Origin of the sequence: Achromobacter sp. MYb9 (assembly GCF_002975275.1) — a bacterium.
Taxonomy (GTDB): Bacteria; Pseudomonadota; Gammaproteobacteria; order Burkholderiales; family Burkholderiaceae_B; genus Achromobacter.
This window is the reverse complement of record NZ_PCOQ01000017.1, coordinates 71615-94375: the sequence shown is the minus strand read 5'-3', so window position 1 is coordinate 94375 and position 22761 is coordinate 71615. Positions and strand designations below refer to the sequence as shown.

The 22761-nt window shown below is 67.7% G+C and carries 23 protein-coding genes; 20 read left to right on the top strand and 3 right to left on the bottom strand.

The genetic code is table 11. The features are described 5' to 3' along the window. The first annotated feature begins 5 nt into the window (after positions 1 to 5). From CQ050_RS21775 to CQ050_RS21700, 17 genes are read left to right on the top strand one after another with little or no spacing between them, the layout of a single operon-like run. The gene (locus CQ050_RS21775; protein ID WP_105558899.1) at positions 6 to 266 is read left to right on the top strand and encodes a phosphopantetheine-binding protein; all 261 of its coding nucleotides are present in this window, start codon (positions 6 to 8) and stop codon (positions 264 to 266) included. 17 nt (positions 267 to 283) lie between these two features. Continuing rightward, entirely contained in the window at positions 284 to 538 is a 255-nt protein-coding gene (locus tag CQ050_RS21770; protein WP_105558898.1) for an acyl carrier protein, read from the top strand. Further along, positions 535 to 1083 (top strand): hypothetical protein, encoded by a 549-nt coding sequence (locus tag CQ050_RS21765; RefSeq protein ID WP_105558897.1) that lies wholly within the window; start codon positions 535 to 537, stop codon positions 1081 to 1083. Before CQ050_RS21770 ends, CQ050_RS21765 begins: the two co-directional genes overlap by 4 nt. Then, the gene (locus CQ050_RS21760) at positions 1047 to 2783 is read left to right on the top strand and encodes an AMP-binding protein (RefSeq protein ID WP_233214214.1); all 1737 of its coding nucleotides are present in this window, start codon (positions 1047 to 1049) and stop codon (positions 2781 to 2783) included. The genes CQ050_RS21765 and CQ050_RS21760 overlap by 37 nt, the downstream gene beginning before the upstream one ends. Beyond that, positions 2770 to 3522 (top strand): glycosyltransferase family 2 protein, encoded by a 753-nt coding sequence (locus CQ050_RS21755; protein ID WP_105558895.1) that lies wholly within the window; start codon positions 2770 to 2772, stop codon positions 3520 to 3522. The genes CQ050_RS21760 and CQ050_RS21755 overlap by 14 nt, the downstream gene beginning before the upstream one ends. Next, entirely contained in the window at positions 3519 to 4442 is a 924-nt protein-coding gene (locus tag CQ050_RS21750) for a glycosyl transferase (RefSeq protein WP_199196892.1), read from the top strand. The genes CQ050_RS21755 and CQ050_RS21750 overlap by 4 nt, the downstream gene beginning before the upstream one ends. After that, entirely contained in the window at positions 4435 to 4878 is a 444-nt protein-coding gene (locus CQ050_RS21745; RefSeq protein WP_105558894.1) for a thioesterase family protein, read from the top strand. The genes CQ050_RS21750 and CQ050_RS21745 overlap by 8 nt, the downstream gene beginning before the upstream one ends. Further along, complete coding sequence (locus CQ050_RS21740) at positions 4875 to 5495, top strand: outer membrane lipoprotein carrier protein LolA (RefSeq protein WP_233214213.1); 621 nt, start codon at positions 4875 to 4877, stop codon at positions 5493 to 5495. The genes CQ050_RS21745 and CQ050_RS21740 overlap by 4 nt, the downstream gene beginning before the upstream one ends. Continuing rightward, positions 5479 to 7806, top strand: coding sequence for an MMPL family transporter (locus tag CQ050_RS21735; RefSeq protein WP_105558893.1), 2328 nt, complete (start codon positions 5479 to 5481; stop codon positions 7804 to 7806). Before CQ050_RS21740 ends, CQ050_RS21735 begins: the two co-directional genes overlap by 17 nt. A gap of 45 nt (positions 7807 to 7851) precedes the next feature. Continuing rightward, positions 7852 to 9099, top strand: coding sequence for an NAD(P)/FAD-dependent oxidoreductase (locus CQ050_RS21730; protein ID WP_105558892.1), 1248 nt, complete (start codon positions 7852 to 7854; stop codon positions 9097 to 9099). A 7-nt stretch (positions 9100 to 9106) separates the two neighbouring features. Further along, on the top strand, positions 9107 to 9661 hold the full coding sequence (locus tag CQ050_RS21725) for a DUF3261 domain-containing protein (protein ID WP_105558891.1): 555 nt from the start codon (positions 9107 to 9109) through the stop codon (positions 9659 to 9661). Continuing rightward, entirely contained in the window at positions 9658 to 10857 is a 1200-nt protein-coding gene (locus CQ050_RS21720; RefSeq protein ID WP_199196891.1) for a beta-ketoacyl-ACP synthase, read from the top strand. The genes CQ050_RS21725 and CQ050_RS21720 overlap by 4 nt, the downstream gene beginning before the upstream one ends. After that, complete coding sequence (locus CQ050_RS31015) at positions 10854 to 11315, top strand: hotdog family protein (RefSeq protein ID WP_199196890.1); 462 nt, start codon at positions 10854 to 10856, stop codon at positions 11313 to 11315. Before CQ050_RS21720 ends, CQ050_RS31015 begins: the two co-directional genes overlap by 4 nt. Further along, entirely contained in the window at positions 11312 to 12043 is a 732-nt protein-coding gene (gene fabG / locus CQ050_RS21715) for a 3-oxoacyl-ACP reductase FabG (protein WP_105558890.1), read from the top strand. Before CQ050_RS31015 ends, fabG begins: the two co-directional genes overlap by 4 nt. After that, positions 12043 to 13269, top strand: coding sequence for a beta-ketoacyl-ACP synthase (locus tag CQ050_RS21710; protein ID WP_105558889.1), 1227 nt, complete (start codon positions 12043 to 12045; stop codon positions 13267 to 13269). The genes fabG and CQ050_RS21710 overlap by 1 nt, the downstream gene beginning before the upstream one ends. A 46-nt stretch (positions 13270 to 13315) precedes the next feature. Further along, entirely contained in the window at positions 13316 to 13756 is a 441-nt protein-coding gene (locus CQ050_RS21705) for an excinuclease (RefSeq protein ID WP_105558888.1), read from the top strand. A gap of 55 nt (positions 13757 to 13811) precedes the next feature. Continuing rightward, positions 13812 to 14273, top strand: coding sequence for a GatB/YqeY domain-containing protein (locus tag CQ050_RS21700; protein ID WP_105558887.1), 462 nt, complete (start codon positions 13812 to 13814; stop codon positions 14271 to 14273). Between the two features lie 9 nt (positions 14274 to 14282). On the opposite strand, the gene dinB is transcribed toward CQ050_RS21700, so the two are convergent. After that, positions 14283 to 15365 carry a DNA polymerase IV gene (gene dinB, locus CQ050_RS21695; protein WP_105558886.1) on the bottom strand — a complete coding sequence of 361 codons (1083 nt, stop codon included), beginning with the start codon at positions 15363 to 15365 and terminating at the stop codon, positions 14283 to 14285. 106 nt (positions 15366 to 15471) lie between these two features. On the opposite strand from dinB, the gene CQ050_RS21690 reads away from it, so the two are divergent. After that, positions 15472 to 15888: a PaaI family thioesterase gene (locus tag CQ050_RS21690; protein ID WP_105558885.1), complete on the top strand. Its 417-nt coding sequence runs from the start codon at positions 15472 to 15474 to the stop codon at positions 15886 to 15888. Positions 15889 to 15890: 2 nt separating this feature from the next. On the opposite strand, the gene CQ050_RS21685 is transcribed toward CQ050_RS21690, so the two are convergent. Further along, the gene (locus CQ050_RS21685) at positions 15891 to 16346 is read right to left on the bottom strand and encodes a BPTD_2524 family lipoprotein (protein WP_105558884.1); all 456 of its coding nucleotides are present in this window, start codon (positions 16344 to 16346) and stop codon (positions 15891 to 15893) included. Positions 16347 to 16553: 207 nt separating this feature from the next. On the opposite strand from CQ050_RS21685, the gene CQ050_RS21680 reads away from it, so the two are divergent. Next, positions 16554 to 18461 (top strand): prolyl oligopeptidase family serine peptidase, encoded by a 1908-nt coding sequence (locus tag CQ050_RS21680; protein ID WP_369868617.1) that lies wholly within the window; start codon positions 16554 to 16556, stop codon positions 18459 to 18461. Positions 18462 to 18493: 32 nt separating this feature from the next. Here the strand turns inward: CQ050_RS21680 and CQ050_RS21675 are convergent, their stop codons facing one another. Next, positions 18494 to 19720 (bottom strand): GGDEF domain-containing protein, encoded by a 1227-nt coding sequence (locus CQ050_RS21675; protein ID WP_105558882.1) that lies wholly within the window; start codon positions 19718 to 19720, stop codon positions 18494 to 18496. A 556-nt stretch (positions 19721 to 20276) separates the two neighbouring features. Between CQ050_RS21675 and pgaA the strand changes: the two genes are divergently transcribed. After that, complete coding sequence (gene pgaA, locus CQ050_RS21670; RefSeq protein ID WP_105558881.1) at positions 20277 to 22748, top strand: poly-beta-1,6 N-acetyl-D-glucosamine export porin PgaA; 2472 nt, start codon at positions 20277 to 20279, stop codon at positions 22746 to 22748. The last annotated feature ends 13 nt before the right edge of the window (positions 22749 to 22761 follow it).

Here is a 22761-nt window from a genome sequence, read left to right as displayed (position 1 = left end):
GCGGGATGAATGAATTGGAACTTGAGCTCAAGATGCTCGTCATCGAATCGCTGGGGCTGGAAGACATGACGCCCGCCGACATCGCGTCCGACGACCCGCTCTTCGGCGACGGACTCGGGTTGGACTCGGTGGACGCACTGGAGCTTGGTCTGGCGGTGCAAAAACGCTACGGCATCACCATCGATCCCGAAACGCGCAACATGCGCGATCACTTCACCAGCATCAATAGCCTGGCGGCCTTTGTCGCCGCGCAACGGCGCGCCTAACGCATACGGAGTCCACGATGCATACCCGCGAGGACATCTTCAATACGCTGCGCGATGCGCTGGTCGAACTCTTCGAGATCGAACCGGATCGCGTCACGCCGCAAGCCAATCTGTATACGGACCTGGAGATCGATAGCATCGATGCCATCGACCTGATCGACCACGTCCGCCGTCAAACCGGCCGCAAGCTGGACGCCAACGATTTCCGCACGGTACGCACCGTCGAAGACGTCGTCCAGGCGATGTGGCAAAAGCAGGCGCCCGACGCATGAAACGCGGCGTCGCGGCCGGCCTCGCCGCCGCCGGCGTCGCGTACCCCTTTGCCGTCTACGCGACGCTGGGGCACGTGAATCCAGCCTGGCTGGCGCTGCCGCTGGCCGCGCTGTGGCTGGCGCGCGGCCTGACCGCGCGCGCCGCGCAACCCGGCGGACGGTTGCTGCCCGCCGTCGCCGTCGCGTTCTGCCTCGTGCTTGCCGCGACCAACTCCGAAGCCTGGCTGCGCTGGTATCCCGTGCTGGTCAACGCCATGATGCTTACCGTTTTCGGCATCAGCCTGCGGGTGGGCCGCCCGGTCATCGAGCAGCTGGCGCGCCTGCGCCATCCCGACCTGCCGCCTGAAGGCGTGCGCTACACCCGCAACGTAACCCGCGTGTGGTGCGCGTTCTTCGCGGTGAACGGCGCCATCGCGGCGAGCTTGGCCGCGTGGGCGCCCTGGAGCTGGTGGGTCGCTTACAACGGGGCCGTCAGCTACGGCCTGATGGGCCTGCTGATCGCGGGCGAATGGCTGCTGCGCCCGGCAGCCGCCCAGGCGGCCTGAGCATGCGCTGGACGCCGCTGGAACGCCTGTTGCTGCCGTCGGCCGATGCCGGCGGCGTGCCTGTCGCCGACTCCCCCCCATTGACGCGCGCCGCCTTCGCAGAAGCCAGCCTGCTGGCCGCGGGTGCGCTGCGCGCGCGCTCGGTGCGCCGGCTGGCGCTGTGGTTTGATGACGCCGCCGCACTGGCCACCGCCCTGTTTGCCTGCTGGCGCGCGGGCGTGGTCGCCGTGCTTCCCGGCGATGCGCAGGCGCAGACTTGCGCCACGCTGGACACGGACGTCGACGCCTGGTTGACCGACAGCGCTCTGCCCTTGCCCGCCGAAAGGCAGTGGCACTTGTCCGGCCTGCACGACGGCGACGCCATGACGCCCGCCCAGCTGGATCCCTCCCTGACGCTGGTGCTGTGCACCTCGGGTTCAAGCGGCAGCCCCAAGCACCTTGTCAAACAATGGCGGCAACTGGCGGCGGAAGTCTCCGCGCTGCAACAGCAATGGCCCGAGCCAGACTCGCCGGTGTTGGGCAGCGTGTCGGCGCAGCACATGTACGGCCTGCCGTTCCGCGTGCTGTGGCCGCTGTGCGCGGGGCGGCAGATCGACCGCCGCCAGCGGCTCTACCCCGAAGAGCTGCAGCAGGCCAGCCTGCGCTACCCGTCCTTCACCTGGATCGCAAGCCCCGCGCTATTGCGCCGCCTTGGGCAACGGCTGGACTGGGCCCAGCTGCGCGGCCGGCTCGTCCGCATCCATACGTCGGGCGGCGCCTTGCCCATCGAGGTATCCGACACCATCGAGCGCGACCTGGGCCTGCGCCCCACCGAAATCTACGGCAGCTCGGAAACCGGCGCCGTGGCGTGGCGCACGGGTTCGGCCGATTGGCAACCGTTGCCTGGCACGACCGTCAGCCTCAACGCCGAAGGCGCCTTGCGCGTGCAGTCGCCGTGGGTGAATCCGGCCGACCAGCAAACCTCCGACGGCGCGAGCCTCACGCCAGGCGGCTTCCAATTGCTGGGCCGGCTGGACCGCATCATCAAGATCGAAGAAAAGCGCATCTCGCTGCCCATGCTGGAGCAGTTCCTGATGCGCCATGCCTATGTGGACGACGCCCGGCTGGGCCGGCCTTCCGGCGCCGCGCGGCTGACAGGGCTGGTCGCCTTGTCAGCCACCGGTTTGCACGCTTTGCGCAACCAGGGCCGCAAAACGGTCGTGGACACCTTGCGCGCGCACATGGGCACCGGCTTCGAATCGCTGGCCATTCCCCGCAGCTGGCGCTTCTATCGGCACCTGCCCGTCAATGCCCAGGGCAAGCTGCCGCAGGCCGACTTCGACACGGCGGCCGGCGCACGCGCCGTCGATACTATCGTGGTGGAATTGCCCGACCAGCCCGCTGGCGAACGCCGCTACGCGCTCGACATTCCCTACGACCTGGCGCACTTCAGCGGACATTTCCCGTCGGTGCCCGTCGTGCCTGGCGTTGCCCAGATCGGTTGGGCGGTATCGCTGGCGCAACGCGACCTGCGCCCGGACTTGCGCGTGGGCGGCATGGAAGCCCTGAAGTTCCAGAAGCTGCTGCGCCCGGGCGACGTCGCCGTAATGGCGCTGCGCTGGGACGAAACGAAGCAGAAACTGTATTTCACGTGCACCGTCGACGACGCGCCTTGCTCGTCGGGCCGCATTCTGCAGGCGGGCAGCCATGCCGGCACATAAGCTCTGCGCGGTGATCCCGGTCTACAACCACGGCGCCACGGTCGCGGCCGTGCATGCGCGCCTGGCCGCGCAGGACCTGCCTTGCGTCCTGGTCGACGACGGCTCGGACGCGGACTGCGCGGCGGCCCTGGACGCGCTGGCCAGGCTGCCGCGTACGCATCTGCTGCGCCGCGCCGTGAACGGCGGCAAGGGCGCCGCGGTGCAAGACGGGCTGCGCGCCGCCGCCGCGCTGGGATACACCCACGCCTTGCAGGTGGACGCCGATGGACAGCATGCGCTGCCCGACGCCACCGCGTTTGCCGATGCCTCGCGGGCCCGGCCGCAAGCCGTGATCTGCGGCGCACCCGTCTATGGCGACGACGTGCCGCGCAGCCGCCTTTACGGCCGCTGGCTGACACGCATCTGGGTCTGGATCAACACTCTGTCGCTCGACATCCCCGATGCCATGTGCGGTTTTCGCGTCTATCCGCTTGCACACGTGCTGCCGGTGATCGACGGCGCTCGCGTGGGTCGCCGCATGGACTTCGACATCGCCATCCTGGTGCGCCTGCATTGGCGCGGCGTCGCCATGACGTGGCTGCCCACGCGGGTGGTCTATCCCGAAGGTGGCATTTCGCATTTCAAGGGCCTGCGCGACAACCTGCTGATCAGCCGCATGCACGCGCGGCTGTTCTTCGGCATGCTGGTCCGTTCGCCCGCCCTGCTGTGGCGCCGACTGGCGCGAGGGCCGCGGCCTTGAGCGCCGCCGATCCCCATTGGGCCGCTCAGGCCGAACGCGGCAGCCCCGTGCTGATGCGCCTGACGGCGTGGGCGGCCCGCCGGCTGGGCCGCCGCGTGGTCGCCCCCGTGGTCTGGCTGGTGGTGCTGTACTTCTACGCCTTCGGCGGCCGCGCCCGGCGCGCCATCGCGCAATATCAGCAACGGCTGACCCAAACCGGCGGATTGCCCGCGCCGCTGCCGCGCGCCGCGCCCGTGTACCGCCAGTACCTGGCGTTCGCCCACGCCATGCTGGACAAGCTGGACGTATGGCAAGGCAAGATCACGCTGGCCGACCTGGACATCACCGACCCCGACGGCCTGCACGGGCAAATGGGCACCGGGCGCGGTCAGATCCTGGTGGGATCGCACCTGGGCAACATCGAAGTCTGCCGTGCGCTGGCGGAACGGTCCGGCGCGCTGCGCCTGAATGTCCTGGTCCACAGCAAGCACGCCGTCCACTTCAATCGCCTGCTGTCGGAAGCCGGCGGGGGCCCGCGCATGATCCAGGTCAGCGAGCTGGACGCGCCAGCCATGCTGGACCTGGCGCAGCGCCTGGATCGCGGCGAATGGCTGGCCATCGCTGGCGACCGGGTACCGCTGCAAGGCGACCGCACCACGCCCGTGCAGTTCCTGGGCGCCAGCGCCCCGCTGCCGCAAGGGCCCTGGCTGCTGGCCGGCCTGCTGCGCTGCCCGGTCAACCTGCTGTTCTGCACCCGCCACGGCGCGCGCTACCGCGTCGCGATGGAACGCCTGTCCGACGGCATCGAATGGACGCGCGCCACGCGCCAGGCGCGCATCGCCCATTGGGCGCAGCGCTACGCCGACCGCCTTGCCGCGCATTGCCGCGAGGCGCCGCTGCAATGGTTCAACTTCTACCCCTTCTGGAAAGACGATGCGTAAACGAGGCCTTATCGGCGCCGAAGTGGAAGTCCGCGTCCCGTTCTTCGACGTCGACTCGCTCAACGTCGTGTGGCACGGCCACTACGTGAAGTACCTGGAGCAAGCGCGCTGCGAGCTGCTGGACCAGTTGGGCCATAACTACGACGCCATGCGCGCCAGCGGTTACGCCTGGCCGGTCATCGATATGCATCTGCGCTACGCGCAGCCCGCCCAATTCGGCCAGCGCCTGACGGTGCGCGCCGAACTGGTCGAATGGGAAAACCGCTTGAAGATCAACTACCTGATCCTGGATGCGGCAACCGGCACCCGGCTGACGCGCGCGACCTCGGAACAGGTCGCGGTCTGCATTGAAACGCGTGAAATGCAACTGGCGTCGCCCGCCGCGTTCGTGGAAGCGGTGCAACGCAAGCTGCAATCCCTGGAGGTCCGCGCATGACGATGGCTTTCCTGAAGACGGCGACGCGCCTGTTCCTGCTGCTGGCGTTGACCGCCCTGCCCTGGACCGCCCGGGCGTTCGACCTGAACGACTTGCAGGCCCAGTTGCGCGCCACGCCGGTGGTCCGTGGCCATTTCGTGCAGCAGAAATTCCTGCGTTCGCTACCCCAGCCGCTGACCAGCCGCGGCGACTTCACGCTGGCGGCCGGCAAAGGGCTGCTGTGGCTGCTGCGCACGCCCATCGCCCAGGACCTGCGCATCAACGCCAACGGCATTTCGCGGCGCGACGAATCCGGCGCCTGGCAGGCGCTGCCGCAACAGACGGGATCGGGCCGCGAAAACCGCCTGTTCCTGTCGGTGCTGGCGGGCGACACCAGCGGGCTGCAAGAGAACTTCGACCTGGCGCTGACGGGCCAGGCCGATGCTTGGCAATTGCTGCTGACGCCGCGTTCGGCCTTGCTACGCCAGATTTTCGACACCATCCAGATCAACGGCGGCAAACTCGTCGACCGCATCGAACTGCGCGAAACGCAAGGCGACCGAAGCGTTCTGCAGATGACGGACGCGGCCGCCGCCGACCGGTTGAGCCCCGAGGAGCAACGTGCGTTTTCAGACTGAACGCTGGCTGCCGCGGCTATTCAAGCTGGGCCTGCTGCTGGTGCTGTGCGCCGGCGTCTGGCAGTGCCGCAACGGGTGGCCGGTATCCGCCAACCTGATGGACCTGGTGCCGCAGGCAACGGCCGACGCCACGCGCCAGCTGGCCGAAGCCCGCATCCAGGAACCGCTATCGCGCCAGATCGTGGCGCTGGTGGCGGCGCGGCCGGACGCGGACCCGGTGGCCCCTGCGCGTCTGCTGGCCGAACGCTGGACCCGCAGCGGGCTGTTCTCGTCCGTGCAGATGGAACTGAACGTGGACGTTGCCGCGTTGCGCGCGCAGTTGCTTGCCGGCCGCCTTGCCATGCTGCCCGCCGCGGACCGCGAACAGTTGGCATCCGACCCCACCGCCTACGCCCAGCGGCGTGCCCGCGAACTGTCGGACCCGTTCTCGTCTTCCGGCCTGGTGCCCGCCGATCAGGACTGGCTGGGCCTGACGCGCCGCGCCGAACAAGCGCTGCGTCCCGGCGGCGCGGTGCAGTACGACATGGGCACCGGCACGCTGCAAGCCGAACACGGCGGCAAGCGCTGGGTGCTGATACGCGCCGAAACCCGCGCCGACGCCTTCGACAGCGACGCCCCTCAGGGCATTTCGCAGCAGATCGATCAGGACCGCCAGGCGCTGCACGCCAGCGGCGCCCAACTGCTGGTGGCGGGCGGGCCGCTCTATGCGGCCGCCGGGCGCGCGCAGGCCGTGGCGGAAAGTTCCTGGATCGGTTCAAGCGCCATGGTCGGCATCGTGCTTGTGCTGCTGCTGGCCTTGCGCCGCGCGCGTGCGCTGCTGGCGTTCGTGCCGGTCGCGGTGGGCCTGTTGACCGGCGCCGTGGCCTGCGTCGCGGTGTTCGGTTCGATCCACGTGCTGACGCTGGTGATCGGCGCCAGCCTGATCGGCGTGGCGGTCGACTTCCCCATGCACTGGCTCGGCAAAAGCTACGGCATGGCCGACTGGCAGGCATGGCCGGCGCTGCGCCGCGTCTTGCCGGGCCTGACGATCAGCCTGGCCGCCAGCCTGGTGGGTTACATCGCGCTGGCCTTCACCCCCTTTCCCGCGTTGACGCAGACGGCCGTATTTTCCGCGGCCGGGCTGTTGGGCGCCTATGCCTGCACGGTGTGCCAATTGCCCGCCTGGATGGACGGCTGGCGTCCCCGGCCCTGGCCCCCGCTGCTGTACGCAGCCGATGCGGCGCTGCGCCTGCGCGCGCGCCTGGCCAGCCAGCGCGCCCTGCTTGGGGCGGGCGCGCTGGTGCTGGCGGCGGCAACCATCGGCGGCATCAGCCGGCTGGCCATCCAGGACGACCTGCGCCAGTGGCTCAGCCTGCCCGCGCCCCTGCTGCAACAGGCGCGCCAGATCGGCGACATCACCGGCTTTACACCGACCAGCCAGTTTTTCCTGGTCCGCGCCGACAGCGAAGACGCGCTGCTGCGCCGCCAATCGCAGGTCGCCCAAAAGCTGGACGTGCTGGTCAAGCGCGGCGACCTGGCGGCCTACAGCGCCCTGAGCCAACTGGTATCGCCCGCCGCGGATCAACTTGCGCTGGGCCAGCGGCTGGCCGCCCTGGCCTTGCAGCCCGGCACCTGGAAGCCGCTGACGGACATCGGCATTCCTTTCGACCTGCTGCGCCAGGAGCTGCAAGCGATGGCCTCGCTACCCGCGATCACGATCGACGCCGCGCTGCAAGGCCCCCTGGCCGAACGCTGGCGCGCGCAATGGCTGGGCGTGCGCGATGGCGAAGCGGCGGGCATGGTCACGCTGCTGGGTCTGCGCGATGCGGCCGCGCTTGAGGGCATTGCTGATGGCCTGCCGGGCGTCATGCTGGTGGACCGCAGCGGCGACCTGAACCGGATGTTCGCCTCGACCCGCATCGAAGCCGCCGAACTCAAGCTGCTGTCGTACGCGGTGGCCGCGGCGCTGCTGCTGCTGACCCTTGGGCGCGCCGCCGCCTGGCGCATCCTGGCGGTGCCGCTGGCCGCCACCGCCTGCTCGCTGGCCGCCCTGGGCTACCTGGGTCAGCCGTTGACCTTGTTCAGCCTGTTCGGCCTGCTGCTGGTGTCCGCCATCGGCGTCGACTACGCCATCTTCATGTATGAGCGCGTCGCGGGGGCCGCCGCCAGCCTGGTGGGCATCTTGCTGGGCGCCGTCACCACGCTGCTGTCATTCGGGTTGCTGGCCATCAGCCAGACGCCGGCCATCGCCAACTTCGGACTGGCGGTGGCCCTTGGCGTGGCTTTCTCCTTGCTGTGGGCTCCCTGGATCCGTCCGCCGGGCACAGCCTGAGCCCCTTCCTCCCCTTTTCTTCGTACCGACATGGAATCAATCCGCATGGAACATCGTGAAGTCGTCGTCATCGGAGCCGGCCCCGCCGGCGCCGTCGCCGCTGCCCTGCTGAAACGGCAAGGGCACGATGTGTTGATGCTGGAGCGCCAGCAGTTCCCGCGCTTTTCCATCGGCGAAAGCCTCCTGGCGCACTGCCTGGAATTCGTTGAGGAAGCCGGCATGATGCCCGCCGTCGCGGCGGCGGGTTTCCAGGTGAAGAACGGCGCCGCCTTCGCGCGCGGCGACCAATACACGTATTTCGACTTCCGCGACAAGTTCACCGCGGGCCCGGGCACGACCTTCCAGGTGCAGCGCGCGCAGTTCGACAAGGTGCTTGCCGACGATGCCGCCCGCCAGGGCGTGGACGTGCGCTACCTACAGGAAGTCACCGCTGCCGATTTCAGCGGCGACGGCCCCCTTCTGGACGTGCGCGGCGCAGACGGCGCCACCTACCAGGTCAAGAGCCGCTTCGTGCTGGACGCCAGCGGCTACGGCCGCGTGCTGGCGCGCCTGCTGGATCTTGAACGCCCGTCGTCGATGCCGCCGCGCAAAGCCATCTTCACCCATATCGAAGACCGCATCGACGACCCCGGTTTCGACCGCGAAAAAATCCTGATCAGCGTGCATCCCGAGCAACCGGGCATCTGGTATTGGCTGATCCCGTTCTCGAACGGCCGCTGCTCGTTTGGCGTCGTCGGCGGGCAAGACCTGTTCGGCGCGCCCGACCAGGACCTGATGAGCACCCTGCGCGCCATGGCCGACGCCGCGCCCAACCTGAAGCGCATCCTTGCGAACGCGGTCTGGGATACGCCCGCCAATACCATCGGCGGCTATTCGGCCAGCGTCACGCGCTTGCATGGCCCGGGCTACGCGCTGTTGGGCAATGCCGCCGAATTTCTGGACCCGGTGTTCTCGTCCGGCGTCACCATTGCCCTGCGGTCGTCCAAACTGGCCACCGACGCCCTGCACCGCCAACTGGGCGGAGAACCGGTCGACTGGCAACGCGATTTCGCCGATCCGCTGATGGTGGGGGTCGAGACGTTCCGCGCCTACGTGCAAGGCTGGTATAGCGGCGAATTCCAGGATGTGGTCTTCTACAAAAACGCGCAACCGGACATACGCCGCATGATCAGTTCGATCCTTGCCGGCTACGCCTGGGACGCCGACAATCCTTTCGTCGCCAGCCCGCAGCGCCGTCTGCGCATGCTGAGCGAACTTTGCCGCGGCGCCAATGCGCAGGCGGAACCCGCCTGATACCGACATGCGCTCGTCCTTGCCCCTCCTGTCCCCCTGCCGCGTCATCGCCGCGGTGATCGCCATCGCGCTGCTGGCGGGCTGCGCCGGCGCGCCGCCCGTCCCTGCGCGCGAAACGGCCTTCACGGTGCCGCGCCAGCTGCACGTGGTGCAAACGGCCGCCGGCCAGCCGTCACTGGATACGATGCTGGTGGTGCAACGCGAAGGCGCCGCGCTGCGGTGGTCGCTGTTCGACCCGATGGGCGTGCCCCAGGCCCGGCAGATGTACGAGCACGGACAGTGGCGCAACGATGGATTTCTGCGTCCGAACGCCCAGGCTCGCAGCCTGTTCGCGGCCCTGATGTTCGCCTGGACGCCGCAAGCCGAACTTGACGCCGCCTATGGCGCCGGCGCCTGGCAGGCCCGCCACGCTCCTGACGGCGCGGCCGAACGCAGCTTGCGGGATCGCGGCGCGGCGCGCTGGACCGTCCGCTGGCCGCGGGCCGCCGAACCGGACGTCTTTTCCATCACCGGCGCCGACGGCGTCACCTGGCGGATCGCGCCGCTCAAGGAGCAGCCATGAACAGCTGGCTGGGCACACCCGGCATCGTCTGCGCGCTGGGCGCCGGCATCGATGCGGCGGCGCAAGCCGCTTTCAACGGCGATACGGGCGGCATGGTGGCCCAGACGGGCTGGGTCGACGGCCGCAGCCTGACGCTGGGCGGCTACACCGGCGCCTTGCCGGCGATACCCGACACGCAGCCCGCGCAGCATCACAGCCGCAACAACCAATTGCTGCTGGCCTGCGCCGCCCAGATCGAACCACAGCTGCAACGTGCCATCGACCGCTATGGCCCGGCGCGCATCGCCGTCGTACTGGGCACCAGCACGTCGGGAGTCAACGACAACGCGCCCGCCTTCCGCCAGTTGGCCGCCCAGGGAGCCTGGCCCGCCAGCTACGACTACCGCCGCCAGGCCCTGTCCTCGCCCGCGGCCTTCCTGGCGGCCTATCTGGGCGTGTCGGGGCCGGCCTACACGCTGTCGACGGCCTGCACGTCAAGCGCCCGCGCGCTGTTGTCGGCGCACCGGATGCTGGCCGCCGGCCTGTGCGACGCCGTGGTCTGCGGCGGCGCGGACACGCTGTGCCGCTTGACGATCAACGGCTTCGCCACGCTGGAAGCCGTGGACGACGCGCTGTGCCTGCCGTTCTCGGCCAACCGCCGTGGCATCAACATCGGCGAAGCCGGCGTCCTGTTCCTGATGGAACGCGATGCCGCCGACCCGCACGCCGTCGCCCTGCTGGGCGGTGGGGCCAGTTCCGACGCCTGGCACATGTCCGCCCCCGAGCCCTCCGGCGCCGGCGCGCGCCTGTCCATGCAGGCCGCCCTGCGCGCCGCGGACGTGTCGCCCGCCGACATCGGCTGGGTCAACCTGCACGGCACGGGCACGACCCACAACGACGCCATGGAAAGCCAGGCCATGCATGCCGTGTTCCCGCAAGGCGTGCCCTGCGCCTCCACCAAGGCGCTGACCGGCCACACGCTGGGCGCCGCGGGCGCCATGGAAGCTGCGCTGGCATGGATCACGCTGTCGGCGGGCAACCCCGACGGCCGCTTGATGCCCCACGTCTGGGACGGCCACCCCGACCCCGCGCTGCCCGCGCTGGACTTCAGCACCGGCCAGCACCGCTACGCCCAAGGCCGGCCGCGCATCGCCATGAGCAACTCTTTCGCCTTCGGTGGCAACAACGCCAGCCTGATCTTCGGAGCCCGCGCATGAGCCCATGCCCCTGGCCCGTCGCCACCCTGCTGCCTCACGCCGGCAACATGATCCTGATCGACGACGTGCAAGCCTACGACGCCGACAGCCTGAGCGCGCGCGCCGTCGTTCGCCCCGGTCCCTATTCATGGCCCGACGGCTCGCTGCCGCCCTGGCTGGGCATGGAACTCATGGCGCAAGCCGTGGGCGCCTGGGCCGGCTGTCAGGCGCGCCAGGCAGGCCAGGCCGTCAAGCTGGGCTTTCTGCTTGGCACGCGGCGCTACGACTGCCACGCTGACCGCCTGCCCGCCGGGGCCGCGTTAACCATCCATGTTCGACGCGGCCTGATCGACGCCAGCGGCATGAGCGTCTTCGAATGCGAATTGCACGACCAGACCCGCCTGCTGGCCCAGGCCCGGCTGAATGTCTATCAGCCCAAAGATCCCACCGCATTTATCCAGGAAGCCCCCCTTCAATGAGCGCTGCCCCTATCCTCGTAACCGGCTCCAGCCGCGGCATCGGCCGCGCCATCGCGCTGGCCCTGGCCGACGCCGGCCATGACCTGGTGCTGCATTGCCGCCAGCAGCGCGACCAGGCCGAGGCCGTGCTGGCCGACGTCCTGGCCCGTGGCCGCCAAGCCCGTATCCTGCAGTTCGACGTGGCGGACCGCGCGCAATGCGCCGCCGTCCTGCAAGCGGATGTCGATGCCCACGGCGCCTACTATGGCGTCGTGCTGAACGCCGGCCTGACGCGCGACGGCGCCTTCCCCGCCTTGACGGGCGACGACTGGGACCAGGTGCTGCGAACCAACCTCGACGGCTTCTACAACGTGCTCAGTCCGCTTGCGATGCCGATGATCCGGCGCCGTGCCGCGGGGCGCGTGGTCTGCATGGCTTCGGTCTCCGGGCTGGTGGGCAATCGCGGCCAGGTCAACTACAGCGCATCCAAGGCCGGTTTGATCGGCGCCGCCAAAGCCCTGGCCGTTGAACTGGCCAAGCGCCAGATCACCGTTAACTGCGTCGCCCCCGGCCTGATCGATACCGACATGATCGACGAACACGTGCCCGTGGAAGAAATCCTGAAGGCAGTACCGGCCCAGCGCATGGGCCGACCTGAAGAAGTGGCCGCCGCCGTGGTGTTCCTGATGTCGCCGGGCGCGGCCTACATCACCCGCCAGGTCATCGCCGTCAACGGAGGCCTGTGCTGATGAAGCGCGTCGTCATTACCGGCATGGCCGGCATCAGCGCCCTGGGTTCCGATTGGGCCCACATACAACAGGCGTTCGCGTCGGGCCGCAGCGCCATCCGGCACATGCCGGACTGGTCCCGATACGCCGAACTGAATACCCGGCTGGCGGGCCCCGTCGAAGATTTCCAGGTGCCCGCGCACTGGACCCGCAAGCAATTGCGCAGCATGGGGCGCGTTTCGCAGTTGGCCGTCCGCGCCGCCGAACTGGCGCTGACCGACGCCGCGCTGCTTGGCGACCCGAGCATCACCGACGGCCGCATGGGCGTGGCCTGCGGGTCTTCCGTGGGCAGCACGGCCGAAATCCGCGCCTTCGGCAACATGCTGCTCAACGGCGTCACCGAAGACCTCAACGCCAACTCGTACGTGCGCATGATGCCGCACACCACCGCGGCCAACGTCGGCATCTTCTTCGAACTGAAGGGCCGCATCATCCCCACGTCCAGCGCCTGCACGTCGGGCAGCCAGGGCATCGGCTACGCCTATGAAGCCATCCGCTACGGCCGCCAGGAAATGATGCTGGCCGGCGGGGCGGAAGAGCTCTGCGCCAGCGAGGCGCTGGTGTTCGACGCGCTCTACGCCACCAGCCAGCAGAACGACACGCCGGAACTCACGCCCCGCCCCTACGACCGCGACCGCGACGGGCTGGTGATCGGCGAAGGCGGCGGCATGCTGGTACTGGAATCGCTGGACCACGCCCTGGCCCGCGGCGCCCGCATCCACGCCGAGGTCGTTGGGTTCGGCAGCAATTCGGATGGCACGCACATCACCCGCCCCGAGGCCCGCACGATGCGCATCGCCATGGAAATGGCGCTGGCGGACGCGGCGTTGCCGCCGCAGGCCATCGGCTATGTCAACGGACACGGCACGGCGACCGAACAGGGCGACATCGCCGAAACGCAAGCCACGCACAGCCTGTTCGGCAGCGGCATGCCCATCAGTTCGCAAAAGAGCTACCTGGGGCACACCCTGGGCGCCTGCGGCGTACTGGAATCCTGGTTCAGCATCGAGATGCTGAACAGCGACTGGTACGCCCCCACGCTGAACCTGCGCAACGTCGACCCCCGCTGCGGCGAACTCGATTACGTGCAGGGCGAAGGCCGGCGCATGAGCAACGAATACGTCATGAACAACAATTTCGCCTTTGGCGGCATCAATACTTCCCTGATTTTCCGGCGGTGGCCCTGAACACGGCGCCCGCCCCTTTTAACTTTCCATCCATGGAGCGCGTTTGATGACCTTCCCTTCCAGGCTGCTTGGAGCCCTGTCCCTTTCACTGGCTTGCTCGGCACAGGCGCTGGCCGCCGACCGCACCGTGTTCCTGCCGTTGCAGCCCGCCATCGATGCGGCACTGGCCGCCGGCAAGATCGACGGAAGCGTCAAGTTCTATCTGGCAGGCACCGGACCCAAGGGACGGGTCCTGGAAGCTGGCGTCGTGACCAACCGCAAGACCAATGCCTTCGCGAAGAAAGACGCCGAGGCCTGCGAGTGGGTGGCGCAATCCGCCGTCATCGCCCTGCACGAAGCGGCCAAGAAGGCCAATGCGAACGCCGTGACCAACATCGTCAGCTACTATCGCAAGAACGAATACACCAGCAAAACCGACTACGAATGCCATGCGGGCGCGGTGGTCGCTGGGGTGGCCCTGCGCGGCGACCTGACCCAATTGAAGTAGGCCCGTCCGGGTTTACACTTCCCGTTTGCCGCAACACCACACAAAAGGTTCCCCGATGAGCACTGCTACGCTCAAGACCCGCCTCTCCGATTCCGTCAAGGATGCGATGCGCGCCAAGGCCGCCGAGCGCCTCACGACGCTGCGTTTCCTGCTGGCTGCCGTCAAGCAGAAGGAAGTGGACGAACGCCGCGACCTGACCGACGCTGAAATCACCGCCATCATCGAAAAGCAGGTCAAGCAACGCCGCGAATCGATCGCCGCGTTCGAACAGGCCGGCCGCACGGAAACGGCAGAGCAGGAAAAAGCCGAAATGGCCGTGCTGCAGGAGTTCCTGCCGCAAGCCGCCACGCCCGAGGAAGTGGCCGCCGCCATCGACGCCGCCCTGGCCGAAGTTGCCGCGCAAGGCGTGACCGGCGCGCCCGCGATGGGCAAGGTCATGGCGCTGCTGAAGCAGGCCCTGGCCGGCCGTGCCGACATGACCGCGCTGTCCCAGCAAGTGAAAGCCCGCCTGGCCTGATCCAGCCAGTCAGAACGCGCCGCCGAACAGATCCGGCTGGCGCGACTGCTCGGCGGGATCGGCAAAATTGCTCATCCCGACCCCGGCCAGCCGGTACAGCGTTTCCGGCGGCAATTCCACGCGTTCGCACAACAACCGCGCTACGGCGGCCAGCTCGGCCGCCGATGCCGGCGGATTCGGGCTGGTCTGGCTGCGCGTCAGAATGCGGAAACGGTCCGTCTTCAACTTCAGCACCACCGTGCGTCCCAGCGCGCCTTTTTTCAGCGCCTGGTCCCATACCCGATCGGCCATGCGGTCGATCGCGTCGCCCAGCGCATCCAGCTGGATGTCTTCCGAAAAGGTCGTCTCCGCCGAAACCTGCTGCAACGGCTGGTCGGTCTGCACCTCGCGCTCGTCGATGCCGCGCGCCAATTCGTACAAGCGCCTGCCATAGCGGCCAAAGTAATGCTCAAGCTCTTCGGCGCTGTGCGTGGCCAGATCGCCCACGGTAAGAATGCCCAGCTGCTCCAGCCGGGCCTGCGTCACTTTGCCCACGCCGGGCACCTTGCGCACCGGCAAGGGCTGCAAGAAGGCCAGCACCTTGCCGGGCCGAACAACGAACTGCCCGTCGGGTTTGTTCCAATCCGACGCGATCTTGGCCAGGAACTTGTTGGGCGCGATGCCCGCCGACGCGGTCAGCCCCGTCTCTTCCCGGATCTGGTGCCGGATGACCTGCGCCACTTCCGTGGCCGACGGCAGCCCGCATTTGTTGATCGTGACGTCCAGGTAGGCCTCGTCCAGCGACAGCGGTTCGATCAGGTCGGTATGGCGGGCGAATATCTGGCGAATCTGGCGCGAGACTTCGCGGTAGCGGTTGAAGTCCGGCGGCACATAGATGGCCTGCGGACAGAGCCGTTCCGCCCGGGCGGCGGACATGGCCGAATGGATGCCGAAGCGCCGGGCCTCGTACGACGCGGCGCACACGACCGAACGCGGGCCGGTCCATGCCACGACCACCGGCTTGCCACGCAGTTCAGGGTTGTCGCGCTGCTCCACGGACGCGTAGAACGCATCCATGTCCACATGCACGATCTTGCGCATTAATTGAGACATTCCGCTCGGAACACCGTGGCCGGCGCAGCGATGCGCTGGCGGCCACTGCAAAAAAATATATTATGACCGGCTGATCCCGCTATCCCTTTCCGCTCACAACCGTTCCATGACCGCACCCGCCCAAACTGATTACTTCGGCCTGACGATACCCTTCATGAATTTCATCGGCCTGGTGCCCGAGAGCATCGCGCCGGCTTACGCCCGCACCACGCTGCCGTGGCGCCAGGACCTGACCAACAGCCGTGGCGACGTGCATGGCGGCACGCTGATGAGCGTGCTGGACTTCACCCTCAGCGCCGCGGCTCGCGGTTCGGCCGACGCCACCGAAGGCATGGCCACCATCGACATGAACACCACGTTCCTGTCGCCTGGCACGGGCGATCTGGTCATTGAAGCGCGCTGCCTGCGCCGTGGCGCGTCCATCGCCTTCTGCGAAGGCGACATCCGGCGCGCCGACGGCGAACTGGTCGCCCGCGCCACCGCCACCTTCAAGATCATCCGCCGCCGTCCCGGCGGCGATTGACGCTAGTTCGGCAGGTCGCGCGACGGTTTGACCGGCGGCCGCGGATCCAGCGGCATGTAGGTGCTGCATGACGTGATGCTGTAGTAGATTGCGTCCTGCATCGCGCGCATCGCCGCGGCGTCCCAGGTGCCCTTGCCCCACATCACGATGCGTACATCCGTGGACTTCTCGCCCGCAGCCTTCAGGTCGACCCGCGACATCTCGTTATCGCTGTACGGCGCCAGCACGCGCACCACGGCCGACTGCGCGCCTTCGTTCAGTTCGGGGATCACGCGGTAGGCGTTGTCCGTGCTGCGCAGGCAGTTGTTCGACTGCCGGATCACCGTGGCGTAGGCATCCTTGAAGGCGACCGGCGCCTTGAACTCGCTGTGCGGCGACGCGCTGTCCTGCGAAATGCCCAGCGAGCAGCCCGCCAGGCCCAGCGCCAGCGCCGATGCCGCGACCAGATTCCTGTACATGTAATTCTCCAGATGAATTGCCGCGATTATCCCGCAAACCGTCCGGCGGCATAAGTGGGGCCGGTTCGACACCGCCCGCGCGACTATGGCATTATCGACGAGCCGCCGGCGCCCGGCGCCGGCACGCGCCGCAGTCCGCCAATGCCCATCACGTATTGCCATAACGTAAGGCATTGAAATCACGGAGGTCTCCCCTTGTTTTCATTCATGACGCGCACCGTTCTCGCCGCCAGCATCGTCGGCACCACACTGGGCGGATGCGCCACGCCGCCGCCCCCTCGCGCCTACCCCCTGAAAGATTTCTTCCGCAATCCGGAACGCGGTTTCTTCCGCCTGGCCGAAGACGGCCAGACGCTGGCGTTCATGCAGCCCACCAGCGTGGATGGCAATCCGGCCCGCATGAACATCTATGTGCAGCCGCTGGAAGGCAGCAAGCTGGTGGGCGAGCCCCGCCAGCTGACGCGCGAAACCGCCCGCGACATCAGCAACTATTTCTGGAAGGGCGGCGACGTCGTGCTCTACCAGAAGGACTTCGGCGGCGACGAGAACTACCATGTGCTCGCCGTCAACGCCAAGACCGGCCAGATCACCGACCTGACCCCGTATGAAGGCGCCCGCGCCAGCATCGAAGACGACCTGGAAGACGATCCCGACCACGTCCTGATCAGCCACAACCAGCGCAACCCTGAAGTCTTCGACGTCTACCGCGTCAACGTCCATACCGGCGCCGCCGTGCTGGTGGCGCAGAACCCCGGCAACATCGTCGGCTGGCAGACGGACCACGCGGGCAAGGTGCGCGCCGCCGTCACCAGCGACGGCCTGAACACCACCCTGCTCTATCGCGACGACGAAGCCTCCGAGTTCCGTCCGCTGATCACGACCGACTACCGCACCAGCGTCAGCCCGTCCTTCTTTACCTTCGACGACAAGAAGATCTACGCGCTAAGCAACCGGGGCCGCGACAAACTCTCGCTGGTCGTTATCGACCCCGCCAAGCCCGACGCCGAAGAAGAAGTCTTCACGCCGGATACCGTGGACCTGGACGGCGCCGGCTATTCGCGCAAGCGGCGCGTGCTGACCCTGGCCGCCTACCAGACCGACAAGCCGCAATACAAGTTCTTCGACGCCCAGTCCGAAGCGCTGTTCAAGACCTTGTCGACAAAGCTCAAAGGCTATGAGGTCGCGCTGCAAGGCTCCAACCGCGATGAAAACAAGTTCATCGTCGCCGCCTACAACGACCGCACGCCCGGATCGCGCTACATCTACGACGCCGCCACCGACACGCTGACCAAGCTGGCCGACATCAACCCGGCCATCCCGGAAGCGGACATGTCGCGCGTGCGTCCGATCAGCTACCAAAGCCGCGACGGCCTGACCATCCACGGCTATCTCACGCTGCCGGCCGGCCGCGACCCGAAGAACCTGCCCTGCATCGTGAACCCGCATGGCGGCCCGTGGGCGCGTGACGGCTGGGGCTACAACCCCGAAACGCAGTTCCTGGCCAACCGCGGCTTCTGCGTGCTGCAAATGAACTTCCGCGGATCGACGGGGTATGGGCGCGCTTTCTGGGAAGCCAGTTTCGGGCAATGGGGCCTGAAAATGCAGGACGACATCACCGACGGCGTTCAATGGCTGATCAAGGAAGGCATCGCCGACCCCAAGCGCATCGGCATCTACGGCGCCAGCTACGGCGGCTACGCCACGTTGGCCGGCGTGGCCTACACGCCTGACCTCTATGCCGCCGCGGTCGATTACGTGGGCGTGTCGAATCTGTTCACGTTCATGAAGTCCATTCCGCCGTACTGGAAGCCCATGCTGGACAAGATGCAGGACATGGTGGGCCATCCGGAGCGCGACCGCGACCGCCTGGCGGCCACGTCGCCGGCGCTGCACGCGGACAAGATCAAGACGCCGCTGTTCATTGCGCAGGGCGCCAAGGACCCCCGCGTGAACAAGGATGAAAGCGACCAGATGGTCAAGGCGCTGAGGGCCCGCGGCATCGAAGTGGAATACATGGTCAAGGACAACGAAGGCCACGGGTTCCACAACGACGAGAACAAGTTCGAGTTCTACGAGGCAATGGAAAAGTTCCTGACGGAACACCTCAAACCCTAGGCCCCTGCCCACACCAGGAGGCGCCGGGGCTGCTAGTCCCCCGATGCCTCCTGGACGGCCAACGGCGCGTTGGCCGCCTGCCCGGTTACGTGCACCCGGCCGACGCCACGGCCTGAAAAGGCCATCTCCACACGGTCGCGCCCTTGCTCCTTGGCGCGATACAACGCCACGTCCGCGCGCGCCAGAATCACATCGGCGCTGTCCCCCGCCTGGTAGGACGCCAGGCCCCCGCTGGTGGTCATCGGCACTTCGCATCCCTGCAGGTACAGCGGCGTATCCCGCAAGGCGTCGCACACCCGCTGCGCGTGGATCAACGCCTGCGCCGGATCGCAGTCGTACATCAGCAGTACGAATTCTTCGCCTCCCAGCCTGCCAAATCGGTCCGACGCCCGCACCGCGTTCTGCACCACGTGCGCGTAGTGTCGCAGCGCCGTGTCCCCGGCCGCGTGGCCGTAGCGGTCGTTGATGGATTTGAAATGATCGATGTCCAGCACCAGCACCGCCAATTGGCCGCCCGTGCGGCTGCATCGCAGCAGCTCATGCTCCAGTTCGTCCAGGATGCTGCGACGGGAGTAGGCGCGCGTCAGGCTGTCGAACGTCAGCGCGGCCTGCATCTGTTCCGACAGGCTGGTCTGAATCAGCAGCAACAGCCCCAGGAACAGGGCCGGCACGGTGGCCGACCCGCATACGATGAAGAACAGCCCCCATGCCGACGGCTGCAGCAGCGACACCGGGGGTTCCAGGCCGGTGCTGTAGACCACGACGCGCAGCCCGTGCAGGCCGGCCAGGCCGCCCGTCGCCAGCATCAGATAGAGCGTCACGCCGCGGGTCAGGATCTGCTTGCGCTGCTGGAAAATCACCCGCCCCGCCATCGCCATGTACCCGCAGGTGTAGATGGAAAACAGCATCATGCGCCCGCTCATGTTGTCGTTGCCGTACAGCATCAGCGCAAGCGCCAGCAGACAGGCCGCGCCGATGCCGACGGTACGCGCGATGTGGGGACGCAGGCCGAAGAACTGGCGCAGGCCCACGTAGACCAGGCCCACCGCGCACACCCACGCGGCGTTGGACACCATCACATAGACGCCGGGCGTCACGAAGTCGCCCGACGCATACGACAGCAGGGACAGCACGGCCAGCGCATTCGCCACGATGAAGGCCCGGACGCCGCCCACGCCGCGCGCCAGGAACGGCAGCAGCAGCGGCAACGCCAACGCCGTGGCAAGCCCCCACATCAGGAAGAACAAGGAAGTCGTCATGGTTTTTACGGCTTGCGCCGCAGGGCGCTTACCGTCGCTTGGAATTGCCGTTGCACTGGGTTCGTAAGTGGAGACGCGTTACACGTCAGCATTTTTGATGCTTTTTGTTACCAGACGGACAAATAGCCGCATTGCACGCAAGACGGCCAATGGCCGACGCGAGGCGAATGCGATGTGTCCAGAACCTTTACTACCCGCGCCAGGACGATTGCACGGTATGCGACGAAGAATACGCCAAGGGCAACGCGCCTGGCCCCCCCCTTTGCAGTAATTGACAGTTGAATTGGCGGAAAACCCCTACAGTCTCGCTTGTCGAAGAAGCCACAAGAAGCTCCTCGACCACGCCCCACGGGCGTGGCGCGTACTAGCCATGCACCCGCCTCAGCGCGCGTGCGAAGGTCCCCGTAGCGGGCGCCGCGCAGTCCACACCACATGTTCGTTTCGCCTTCCGAGCGCGCCTTGCGCGCCGCTCGCGTCGCTGCCGGTTCGTCCGCCAGCGCGCCCGCCGGGAGGCGGAGCCATGAACATCCCTAGTCGCAACTGCGGAAGTACAACGATGCAAAGTAGAGGCCCCAAGCAGCCCCAGGTTGCCCGAACGACACTTCGCCGCCTGGCCGCCTGCGCGGCCCTGGCTCCAGCCCTGGCCCTTGCGGGGCCGTCAGCCGATTACGACGCGCTGATCCTCCGCGCCCGCGCCGGCGACTACGAACCCGCGCTGGCCATGCTGCGCCAGCAAGGCCCGACGGCCAGCACACGGGCGATCCACGATCACATCATCATTGCCGGTTGGGCCGGCAAGCCCGCCGAAGCCATCACGGCCTATGAACGGCTACCGGCCAGCGCGGTTCTGCCCGCCGACGTGCAGTTGGCGGTGGCCCGGGCCTATCGCGATGAACAGCGTTGGCAAGATGCCCTGGCCCGCTACCGCGAAGGGCTGCGCCGCCATCCGGCGCAGCCCGCTTTCGCCGCGGGTGAAATCATGACCCTCGCGGACGCCGGCCAGTTCGACGCGGCCCGGGCCGCCGGGCTGAAATGGGTGGCGCGCCAGCCCCGGAACCCGGACGCGCGGCTGGCGTTGGCCTATGTCCACGCCCGCCAAGGCCAGCCGTTCGAAGCCCTGCACCAGGCAGACTTGGCGCAGGGCCTTGCGCCCGAATCCCCTGCCGTGCAGCGCGAGTACATCTACGCGCTGCAACGCGCACGCATGGCCGACATGGCGCTGGAACGCGCGCAACGGCGCCCGGACCTGTTCAATGCCGCGCAGATGCGGGGCTTTGAAGCCGACGCGCTGGCCCAGCAGGTGCGCCTGGCCGCAATGCCGACCCGCAGCGAGGCCGAACGCTTCGCGATCGCCGACCGGGCGCTGGCCGGCTATGACGCCCTGATCCCCGCATGGCGGCAACTGGGCGAGGCGGCCCGCGACGATGTGGCTCGTGCCCGCATCGACCGCCTGCACGCCTTGCATGCCCGCGCGCGCATGGCGGACCTGACGCAGGAATATGAAGCGCTCATCGCCGAAGGCATCAGCGTGCCGCGCTACGCCTTGAACGATGTGGCGTCGGCCTATCTGTACCAGCGCCAGCCCGAACGCGCGCGCGACCTCTACCGGCAGGTTGCCGCGGACGAGGCCTTCGACCACGACGACCCCGAGCAGCGGCTGGCCAACCAGACCGGACGCTACTACGCGCTGGCCGAAGGCGAGCAATACGACGAGACCGGCGCCGTGACCGAAGCCGTGCAGTCGGGCTACGCCCCGTGGCTGTACCCCAAGGGCCAGGCCACCCGCATTCCCAACGACCTGAAGCTGGAAAGCAGCCAGACCCTTGCAGCGGCCCGGCTGCAGGCCGACGATACCGTCGCCGCGCAGCAGCACCTGGAAGACATGGTCGCCAACGCGCCCAACAATTCCGGCCTGCGCAGTGACCTGGCCATCGTCTATCGCGCGCGTGAGCTGCCGCGTGCTTCAGAGGCGGAGCTGAAAATGGCGGAAACCCAATCGCCCCGCAGCCTGGGCGTGGAAAACGGCCAGGGCTTCACCGCGCTGGACCTGCAGGAATGGCGGCAGGCGGAAGCGCTATCCGCCGACACGCTGGCGCGCGCGCCGGAAAACCTGACCAGCCGCCGCCTGGCGCGCGAATGGGAAGTCCACAACAAGGCCGAACTGCGCATTAGCGGCTACCGCGGCCTGGCCTCGGACAGCCCCGTCAACGGCAATGGCGACTTCGGCATCGACGCCGTGCTCTATTCATCGCCCATCCACTACAACTGGCGCGTATTCGGCGGTGGCGGCTATGCAACCGGCGACTTCGAGGAAGGCCGCGGCGACTACCGCTGGCTGCGGACGGGCGTGGAATGGCGGGGCCGCGACCTGACGGTCGAGGGCGAAGTCTCGACCCACGATTACGGGCATGGCGTGAAGCCCGGGGTGCGCCTGTCGGCCGCCTACGACCTGGACGACCACTGGCAAATCGGCGGATCGGGCGAAATCATGTCGCGCGACACGCCGCTGCGCGCCTTGACCAACGATATCTCGTCGAACCGCTTGACGGGGTACGTGCGCTGGCGCGCCAACGAACGGCGTGAATGGACGCTGGCCGTGGCGCCTTCCCGGTTCAGCGACGGCAACCAGCGATGGGAACTGGGCATCAACGGCCGCGAACGCGTCTATACCGCCCCCCACCTCAAGGCCGATCTGGAACTGGAGCTGTCATCCCAGCGCAATACGCGCGACGACGCCCCCTATTTCAACCCCAGCGCCGACTTCATGGCGGTGCCCGGCGTGCGCCTGACGCACACGCTCTACCGCCGCTACGAAACCGCATGGGAACAGATCGGCACGCTGGGCGCCGGCGCCTACAGCCAGCAAGGCTACGGCACCGGCGGCGTCATCGCGCTGGGCTATGGCCAACGCTACCGCGCCAACGACGTGCTGGACATGGGCGCCATGGTCACCGGCATCAGCCGGCCCTACGACGGCGTGCGCGAACGCGAACTGCGCATCGTGTTCGACCTTGCCTACCGTTTCTGAACCTCCATCCGAA

Coding starts and splice junctions, on each gene's coding strand:
- CQ050_RS21680 (WP_369868617.1), top strand. CDS start 16,554: ATGACGCGCACCGTTCTCGCCGCCAGCATCGTCGGCACCACACTGGGC.
- CQ050_RS21690 (WP_105558885.1), top strand. CDS start 15,472: ATGACCGCACCCGCCCAAACTGATTACTTCGGCCTGACGATACCCTTC.
- CQ050_RS21765 (WP_105558897.1), top strand. CDS start 535: ATGAAACGCGGCGTCGCGGCCGGCCTCGCCGCCGCCGGCGTCGCGTAC.
- CQ050_RS21730 (WP_105558892.1), top strand. CDS start 7,852: ATGGAACATCGTGAAGTCGTCGTCATCGGAGCCGGCCCCGCCGGCGCC.
- dinB (WP_105558886.1), bottom strand. CDS start 15,365: ATGTCTCAATTAATGCGCAAGATCGTGCATGTGGACATGGATGCGTTC.
- CQ050_RS21685 (WP_105558884.1), bottom strand. CDS start 16,346: ATGTACAGGAATCTGGTCGCGGCATCGGCGCTGGCGCTGGGCCTGGCG.
- CQ050_RS21725 (WP_105558891.1), top strand. CDS start 9,107: ATGCGCTCGTCCTTGCCCCTCCTGTCCCCCTGCCGCGTCATCGCCGCG.
- CQ050_RS21720 (WP_199196891.1), top strand. CDS start 9,658: ATGAACAGCTGGCTGGGCACACCCGGCATCGTCTGCGCGCTGGGCGCC.
- CQ050_RS21705 (WP_105558888.1), top strand. CDS start 13,316: ATGACCTTCCCTTCCAGGCTGCTTGGAGCCCTGTCCCTTTCACTGGCT.
- CQ050_RS21775 (WP_105558899.1), top strand. CDS start 6: ATGAATGAATTGGAACTTGAGCTCAAGATGCTCGTCATCGAATCGCTG.
- pgaA (WP_105558881.1), top strand. CDS start 20,277: ATGCAAAGTAGAGGCCCCAAGCAGCCCCAGGTTGCCCGAACGACACTT.
- CQ050_RS21745 (WP_105558894.1), top strand. CDS start 4,435: ATGCGTAAACGAGGCCTTATCGGCGCCGAAGTGGAAGTCCGCGTCCCG.
- CQ050_RS31015 (WP_199196890.1), top strand. CDS start 10,854: ATGAGCCCATGCCCCTGGCCCGTCGCCACCCTGCTGCCTCACGCCGGC.
- CQ050_RS21675 (WP_105558882.1), bottom strand. CDS start 19,720: ATGACGACTTCCTTGTTCTTCCTGATGTGGGGGCTTGCCACGGCGTTG.
- CQ050_RS21760 (WP_233214214.1), top strand. CDS start 1,047: ATGGCTGCTGCGCCCGGCAGCCGCCCAGGCGGCCTGAGCATGCGCTGG.
- CQ050_RS21755 (WP_105558895.1), top strand. CDS start 2,770: ATGCCGGCACATAAGCTCTGCGCGGTGATCCCGGTCTACAACCACGGC.
- CQ050_RS21710 (WP_105558889.1), top strand. CDS start 12,043: ATGAAGCGCGTCGTCATTACCGGCATGGCCGGCATCAGCGCCCTGGGT.
- CQ050_RS21700 (WP_105558887.1), top strand. CDS start 13,812: ATGAGCACTGCTACGCTCAAGACCCGCCTCTCCGATTCCGTCAAGGAT.
- fabG (WP_105558890.1), top strand. CDS start 11,312: ATGAGCGCTGCCCCTATCCTCGTAACCGGCTCCAGCCGCGGCATCGGC.
- CQ050_RS21770 (WP_105558898.1), top strand. CDS start 284: ATGCATACCCGCGAGGACATCTTCAATACGCTGCGCGATGCGCTGGTC.
- CQ050_RS21740 (WP_233214213.1), top strand. CDS start 4,875: ATGACGATGGCTTTCCTGAAGACGGCGACGCGCCTGTTCCTGCTGCTG.